This is a genomic window from Kytococcus sp. HMSC28H12 (assembly GCF_001816045.1).
GTDB classification, from domain to species: Bacteria; Actinomycetota; Actinomycetes; order Actinomycetales; family Dermatophilaceae; genus Kytococcus; species Kytococcus schroeteri.
Window position 1 is genome coordinate 1 of sequence record NZ_KV824684.1, and the last position, 7,114, is coordinate 7,114.

The 7,114-nt window shown below is 74.4% G+C and carries 7 protein-coding genes; 5 read left to right on the top strand and 2 right to left on the bottom strand.

From position 1 onward, the window contains the following. From HMPREF3099_RS11080 to HMPREF3099_RS11090, 3 genes are all read left to right on the top strand, one after another. On the top strand, positions 1-784 hold a 784-nt coding region (locus HMPREF3099_RS11080), incomplete at its 5' end, for a tetratricopeptide repeat protein (RefSeq protein WP_141762147.1). A 9-nt stretch (positions 785-793) separates the two neighbouring features. Next, the gene (locus tag HMPREF3099_RS11085) at positions 794-2,143 is read left to right on the top strand and encodes an AAA family ATPase (protein ID WP_070706093.1); all 1,350 of its coding nucleotides are present in this window, start codon (positions 794-796) and stop codon (positions 2,141-2,143) included. Further along, complete coding sequence (locus tag HMPREF3099_RS11090) at positions 2,140-3,207, top strand: tetratricopeptide repeat protein (RefSeq protein WP_168168530.1); 1,068 nt, start codon at positions 2,140-2,142, stop codon at positions 3,205-3,207. Before HMPREF3099_RS11085 ends, HMPREF3099_RS11090 begins: the two co-directional genes overlap by 4 nt. On the opposite strand, the gene HMPREF3099_RS11095 is transcribed toward HMPREF3099_RS11090, so the two are convergent. Further along, positions 3,182-4,543 (bottom strand): HNH endonuclease, encoded by a 1,362-nt coding sequence (locus tag HMPREF3099_RS11095; RefSeq protein ID WP_070706097.1) that lies wholly within the window; start codon positions 4,541-4,543, stop codon positions 3,182-3,184. The two genes, HMPREF3099_RS11090 and HMPREF3099_RS11095, sit on opposite strands and share 26 nt — an antisense overlap. Before the next feature lie 196 nt (positions 4,544-4,739). Here HMPREF3099_RS11095 and HMPREF3099_RS11100 point away from each other — a divergent pair, with 196 nt between their 5' ends. Beyond that, complete coding sequence (locus tag HMPREF3099_RS11100) at positions 4,740-5,417, top strand: hypothetical protein (RefSeq protein ID WP_070706099.1); 678 nt, start codon at positions 4,740-4,742, stop codon at positions 5,415-5,417. A gap of 106 nt (positions 5,418-5,523) precedes the next feature. On the opposite strand, the gene HMPREF3099_RS11105 is transcribed toward HMPREF3099_RS11100, so the two are convergent. Continuing rightward, positions 5,524-6,183 carry a membrane protein YczE gene (locus HMPREF3099_RS11105; protein ID WP_070706101.1) on the bottom strand — a complete coding sequence of 220 codons (660 nt, stop codon included), beginning with the start codon at positions 6,181-6,183 and terminating at the stop codon, positions 5,524-5,526. Between the two features lie 37 nt (positions 6,184-6,220). On the opposite strand from HMPREF3099_RS11105, the gene HMPREF3099_RS13565 reads away from it, so the two are divergent. Continuing rightward, positions 6,221-7,033: a DUF4031 domain-containing protein gene (locus HMPREF3099_RS13565; protein ID WP_237769848.1), complete on the top strand. Its 813-nt coding sequence runs from the start codon at positions 6,221-6,223 to the stop codon at positions 7,031-7,033. The last annotated feature ends 81 nt before the right edge of the window (positions 7,034-7,114 follow it).

Consider the following 7,114-nt stretch of genomic DNA (forward strand, 5'->3'; position numbering starts at 1 on the left):
CGGCATCCGGGCCACGGCGGCGCGGTGCTGCCTGGCGGCGGGGCACCTGCTGGAGGGGGCGCACCACGCGCGGGCCACCGTCGAGCTCGCCCCGGACGACGTGGCGGCCCAGCTGCTGCTCTCCGAGGTCCTGGACCTGCTGGGCGACCACGAGGGGTCGGTGCGGGCGGCCGAGCAGGCGGTGGAGCTCGCCCCGGACGACCTGCGGGCCCGCGAGGCCGCCGGTTTCGCCGCGCGCGTGACCGACCGTGAGCGGTGCCTGGCCCACCTGCGGGCCGTGGTGGAGGCCGACCCGGGGAACGAGCACGCACGCGGTGCCTTGGCGGCCTTCGAGCAGGGCGAGGGGATCGGGCCCTCGCGCCGCACCATCGACTACCTGCTCCGGCTCTCCGAGGCGCGGCGCCACGACGACGTGGCGGCCATCGCCGCGCGGCTGGTCGAGGCCTTCCCCGACGACGCCCGCGGGCTGATCCACCTCGCCATCGCGCGGCTCAACCAGGGGCGGCCCGAGGAGGCCGAGGCCGCCCAGCGGCGGGTCCTCGAGCTGGAGCCGGGGCTGCCGACGCACCACCTCTACCTGGCGATCATCCTGCGCCGCCAGGGACGCCACGAGGACGCGCTGGAGCCGTTGACGCGGGCGGCCGCGCTCGACCCCACCGACGTCATCGCCCACCGGGAGCTCGCGGAGGTCCACGGCCTCCTGGGAGACACCGAGCAGGCCGAGTTCCACGCCGAGCAGGCACGCGCGCTGGAGCCCGGTGGTCCCGCCAGAAACGCTGGTTAGGCTCGCGGCATGTCTGACCAGATCATCGAGTCCCTCGGGCGCGCCGTGCAGGCGAGCCCCGACGACATCGCGCTGCGACTCCACCTGGCAGACCTGCTGGTGGGGGCCGGCCGGGGTGACGAGGCGGTGGCCCACTGCGCCACCGTGCTGCAGCAGGACCCCACCAGCGGCCAGGCCCGTGCGCTGATGGCCCGTGCCCTCGGTGGGGGCGCACCCACCACGCCCCCGGCGGGCACGATGCCGGCCGCGGAGGCGAGCACCTCCGACCAGGCCCCTGTGCAGGGCGGGGCGTCGACCGGTGGGGGTGGGGCCTCGACCGACGGGTACGACTGGTCGGCTGCCGAGGAGCAGTTCCCGGACGCCCCCGGGCCGATGTTCGTGGAGCCCGCCGAGGGCGGGGTCGCCGGTGCTCCGGGCGGGGGCGGCCACGGCGAGCCGCAGCGCGTACCCGTGCAGGGCGAGCCGGCGGGCGTGGAGGACCTCTTCGAGGTGGAGCGTGCCGGCGTGACCCTGGCCGACGTGGGCGGCATGCAGGAGGTGAAGGACCGCCTCGAGGTGTCCTTCCTGGGCCCGATGCGCAGCCCCGAGATGCGGCGCATGTACGGCAAGAGCCTCCGTGGGGGGCTGCTGCTCTACGGGCCACCCGGGGTGGGCAAGACCTACATCGCACGGGCCGTGGCCGGCGAGATGGGGGCCGGCTTCATCAACGTGCGCCTCTCGGACGTGCTGGACATGTACATCGGCCAGTCCGAGGGCAACCTGCACGGCCTGTTCGAGCTGGCCCGCCGCAGCGCGCCGGCCGTGCTCTTCCTCGACGAGGTGGACGCCATCGGGCAGAAGCGCACCCGGCACGACATGGGGGCCATGCGCGGCGTGGTCAACCAGCTGCTGCAGGAGCTGGACGGCGTGGGCTCGGACAACGACGGCGTGTACGTGCTGGCGGCCACCAACGCGCCGTGGGACATCGACCCCGCGCTGCGCCGCCCGGGCCGCCTGGACCGCACGCTGCTGGTGCTGCCGCCCGATGACGCCGCGCGCGAGCAGATCCTGCGCGGCTACCTCTCCCGGCGCCCGGTGGAGGGGGTGGACCTGCGCCGCCTGGTGAAGGGCACCGACGGGCTGACCGGTGCGGACCTGGCGCACCTCGTGGACACCGCCGCCGAGCGGGCGATGATGGACAGCGTGCGCAGCGGTACGCCGCGCATGATCACCCAGCGCGATCTCGAGGCCGCCCTGGGGGAGGTGCGGCCCTCGACGGGGGCGTGGTTCTCCTCGGCGCGCAACGTGGTGACCTACGGCGACCCGTCCGGCGAGTACGGCGACCTGCGCACGTACATGAAGGGGAAGAAGCTGCTGTGAACGCCCTTTTGGAGGTGCGCGTCGCGCGCGTGCAGGAACTGCTGCGCCTGCGGCGAGTGGACGACGCCGCAGCCGAGCTGTCCCGCGCCACGGCGGAGTCGCCGGAGGAGGCACGGCTGCACCTGCTCTGGGCGAGCCTGCACCTCACCGCCGGTCGGGCGGAGGAGGCGCGGCAGGCCGCCGAGCGGGCCGTCGCCCTGGCGCCGGACGATCCGGTCACCCACATCATGCTGGGCGATGCCCTGCGGCAGGGCGACCAGCCCAAGCGGGCCCTGGGGGCCCTGACGCGTGCGGTGGAGCTCGACCCCCACCGGGCCGTGGGACAGCAGGTGCTGGCGCAGGTGCTCAGCGACCTCAAGCGGTACACCCAGGCGGTCGAGGCAGGGCGCCGAGCCGTCCAGCTGGACCCGCACGACGCCGACTCCCACTTCGCGCTGGGCTACGCCCTGCACGACCGGTGGCGGGGCGCCGCGGCGGACGCGTACCGCCAGGCGCTCGCCATCGACCCGCACCACCATCACGCGCAGCACAACCTGGCGGGGTTGGGGATGGCGAAGGACCGTGAGGGCTCGGCCAGGGAGTTCGCCGACCTGCTGGGCAAGGACCCCACGCTCACCATGCCGTTGCGGGCCCTGGACGAGATGGCGGCGAGCGCCCTGCAGCGCACGCACTGGGCGCTGGTCGTGAGCCTCGTGGCGGGACTGGTGTCCGTGCTCCTCCTGCCGAGGCCGGGCGGTGGGGTGCTGGGACTGGTGGTGCTGGGGCTGGCCCTCTGGTTCGCGTGGTCACGTTTCCGGCCGATCGTGCGGACCAACCGCCTCGGAGTGCGGGCATGGCTGCGGGGATATACGCGCCGCGACCCGCTGGGCGTCCTGTGGGCAGCCCTGCTGGGGCTGGTCACCCTGGCCCAGGCAGCCGGGGGAGTGACCGGGGCGGTCATGGGCCAGGACGGCGCGGCGCTGTACGGGCCCGCCATCCCGTGCATCGTGGCCGGGGTCGTCGTCTCCTGGCTCCGGGCCGTCGTGCAGGCGCGGCGCATCACCCGGGAGGCGCGCCGGGCCTGAGGGGCCCTGCGGCGAACTGAGGCGTCTGGCTCGTGTACCGGTGGCCGGTGGGGGTGGTGGTCTCCACGCAGGCCTGGCGGGCCAGCGCGAGCAGTCGTGCCCGGGCGGTCGGCTCGGTCCGGGGTGTCGTGGTCGTCGGCGGCCCGAGGGGTCTGGCGCTCCACCGTGGGTGGTTGCGTGTCTGGTTGCACTGGGTGCACAGGCCCTGCGCGTTGGCCAGGGTGGTGGGGCCGCCCTCGGAGAAGGGGACCACGTGGTCGGCCTCGCGCACGGGGGCGTCGCAGTACGGCGTGCGGCAGGTCCGGTCGCGGGCCACCAGCAGGTCACGCTCCCCGGCTGAGAAGAGGCGCCGGCGCGGGTCGCGTCCCACGAGGGTGCCCGACTCTGGGTCGAGCAGGAGGCGTCGCAGGCTGCACGCGGCGGTGTCGTGCACCATCTGTCGGGCCACGGGAGCCGGCAGGGGGCCGTAGCCGCTGAGGACGGCCGGCTCGTCACCGCTGGTGAGCGCCCGGAGCGCCGCCGTGCTGCCGAACAGGGTGCCGGCCGGCACCACGAGCTGCACCTCCACCGGGACGGCCGGGGCTTCCAGCTGGCCCGTGACGCGGCCGACCAGCACGTCGGCGCGGAGCTGACCCAGCGTCCGCTCGTCCCCTGCCGCCCGCAGGGCCTTGGCCTCCCGGTCGAGTGCTGCCCACACGGCCACGGCCTGGGCGGCGGGCAGGTGGGCGGCTACCCGCGCCATCGTGTCGGGCACGGGGCGGACCGACACGTGGCGCTCCCGGTGCGCCATGGCCGCCTGGCGCGTCGCGGCCTCGGGGTCGAGCCGGTAGGCGTGGTGCTTCACGCGGTGGACGACCTGCCGCGGTGAGAGGGACCCCAGCTCCGGGGCCACGAGCTCGTCGACACGGGCCCGGTCAGCGCGCGAGAGGCAGGCAGTGTGGGTGACCACGAGCTCCGCCTGGTAGCCGCTGGCGGTGCCCTCCAGCATCGCCCGGCGGGTGTGGGGGAGCTCGTCGGCGAGGACGCCGGCCAGGTGCACGTCGCGCACTCCACGACGGGGCGGCTGGCGCCGGGCGAGGCCCACCTGCGCACCCACCGTGGACCCGGCGTCGCGCTCCGGCACGCCCGCGGCGAGGTCCTCGATCGTCTGCTGCTCGGCCAGGCGCCGCACCGCCGTGAGCTGTGCGGCGGTGACGACGTTCGCCAGGTCCTCCAGGTGGCCGATGAGGTCCACGAGCTCGGCCGCCGTGCCGCCGCCCCCGCGGTCGAGCCAGCACTCGATGGCCTGCACGCCCGCCCGGTGCTCGGCCGTCCTGTCGACCGTCGGACCCGTCATGACGTCACCCCCTTGGTTTCCCGCAGGTGGAACACCCCGCGATCTTCTAGGACAAGTGTAGCATGTAGCAGAACAGGTGTGCTGATCCTCTGGGGGTAGCGTCGTCGCCGGGGCGGTGGAGGAGGTTGTCGGTGGTGCCTCGTACCTTCTGCGGCGACGGGGGACAGGAGCTCCTCCGCATCACAAGGAGACACACATGCGCCGAGCCGCACTCGCCGTGGCCGCCCTCGTGGGCGCCAGCACCCTCCCCACCGCTGCCCCCTCCGTGGCCGCCGGTTCGTGCACCATCACCACCCCCAGCAAGATCACCATCAACCGCGAGTTCCGGGAGTACCCGGTGAGCCTCTCCGGGGCGTGCGTGAACAAGGGAGGCGTGGGGTCCTGGCAGGCGATCCATCCGAGCAAGGGATCCCAGGAGTGGTTCCTCGTCAGCGGGGGATCCTCCGCCAATGGGGCGCGCCAGACCTTCGACGTGTACGACTGGATGTTGCCCGTCGGCACGTACAAGATTCGTCCCGACTACGCCTGCGACAGCACGTTCAACTCGCTCACGCAGAACACCCGCACCATGACGGTCAAGCTGGGCAGCAAGAACGCCCTGACCTCCAGCCGCAAGGGCGGCACGGTGACGCTGTCGAGCACGGTGTCCACGTACAACACCACCTACAGCCAGTTCCGCAAGCGCGGTGGGGCGACGGTGACGTTCTACGTGAAGAACGCCAACGGCACCTGGTCGCGCAAGGGGACGGCCAAGAGCGGCAGCACCGGTGTGGCCCGCCTGACGGTCACCTCGAGCAGCAAGCGCATCTACAAGGCCGTGACCTCCGAGGGCAGCACCTACTGGGTTGCCACCTCGGCGACGTCCACTCGCTGATGCGATGCCGGGGGCCACGCCACACGCCGTGGCCCCCGGCCGTGGGGCGTCGGCAACCGGGGTGCGTGGCCCCGGCGCCGGCTGCGCCCACCATCAGGTGGTTGCCTCAGTCCGGGGCGTGGCCGGGGAGGCGCAGCGTCAGGTAGGGCAGGAAGGCCTGGGTGAGGGGGCCGATGGCCAGGGCGTAGAGCACCGTGGCCACGCCGAGTGTGCCGCCGAGCAGCACGCCCAGGACGATGACGGCCACCTCCAGCCCCGTGCGCACCACGCGCAGGGACATCCCGGTGGTGCGGGCCAGGCCGGTCATGAGCCCGTCGCGGGGGCCGGGGCCCAGCTGGGCGCCCACGTACATGGCGGTGGCCGCGGCGTTGAGCACGATGCCGCCCACCATCAGGGCGATGCGGGGCGCCAACGTGTCGGGAGCCGGGAGGGCGGCGAGCACGAGGTCGGCCGCGGGGCCGATGAGCAACGCGTTGCCCAGCGTGCCCAGACCCGGCGGCTGGCGCAGCGGGATCCACGCCAGCAGCACCACGAACGACACGAGCACCACGATGACGCCGAAACTGAGCGGCAGGTGGTGGCCCAGACCCACGTGCAGCACGTCCCACGGGAACTGCCCCAACATGCCACGCAGCACCATGGCCATGGACGCCCCGTAGAGGAACAGGCCCATCAGCAGCCACGCCAGGCGCAGGGGCAGTCGTCTGGCGCGGAGCTGCTCGAGCGGTCCGAGGGCGGCCAGGGAGGCGCGGTGGGGCGCGGCCATGGGCGCAGTATGGGTGCTGTCGACCTACGCTTCGACGATGGCCCTGTGGATCGACCGCCCCGCGTGGCCGGCGCACGACACCGTGTTCAGCCATCTCGTGAGCGACGGAGGCCTGGAGGCGACGGGCGCCGCCTCGTGGGTGCGGGCGTCCGCGGAGCTGACCGACGCGTTGGCCGGGGCGGGCCTGCACCCCGGCTGGCTCGATGGTGACCACGCCGACGTGCCGGTCTCTGCCTTCGATGACCTGTTGGCCGCGGGCGCGCAGCTGCGCAGTGCGCGGGAGATCACGGCGATGCTCACCGCCACCGGGCAGCGCCTGCGCAAGCGGAAGGCCGAGAAGTGCCTGACCCGCACCGTGGTGGACGAGGGGCACCGGGTGGACCTCGTGCGCTCGGCCGCCGGGCCCGTGGGTGCGGCGGGGTCGGCCACGATGGAGGACGGTGGCCTCGTGGTGGCCGACGGGGCCGGGCGCGTGCTCCTCGTGCCGGGCGAGGACGGGTGGGGCCTCCTGCAGGGCGTGGGGCCGCAGGGTGTGGCCGGGGGCGTGCCGGGCCGCGACGTCGGCGGCCCGTCCTCCACGTCGGGGAAGGGCGCCCTCATCGGGTACGAGGAGGAGGTGCGGCGCGAGGGCGGGGTGCTGCGCCGTCAGCACCGTGCCTACCGACTCCAGGTGGTCGGGGGTCCGGACGGCCTGGCCGCCGTCGGAGCTGCGTGGTCCACCGGCGCCGAGGCGCCTGCCCCCATCGACGGTGCGCGCTGGGTGGGGCTGGCCGAGGGGCGTGCCCTGGTCGGCGGTGCGTCGTGGTGGCCGCTGGTGGCCCGCGGGATGGAGCGTGGCTGGGGCGTGTGATGCGGTCCGGGGGGGGGCACACGTCCTCCCGGGTCGACGGGGCCGAGCCGTCGCCCGGACCGCGCGGCCTCAGGCCAGGCC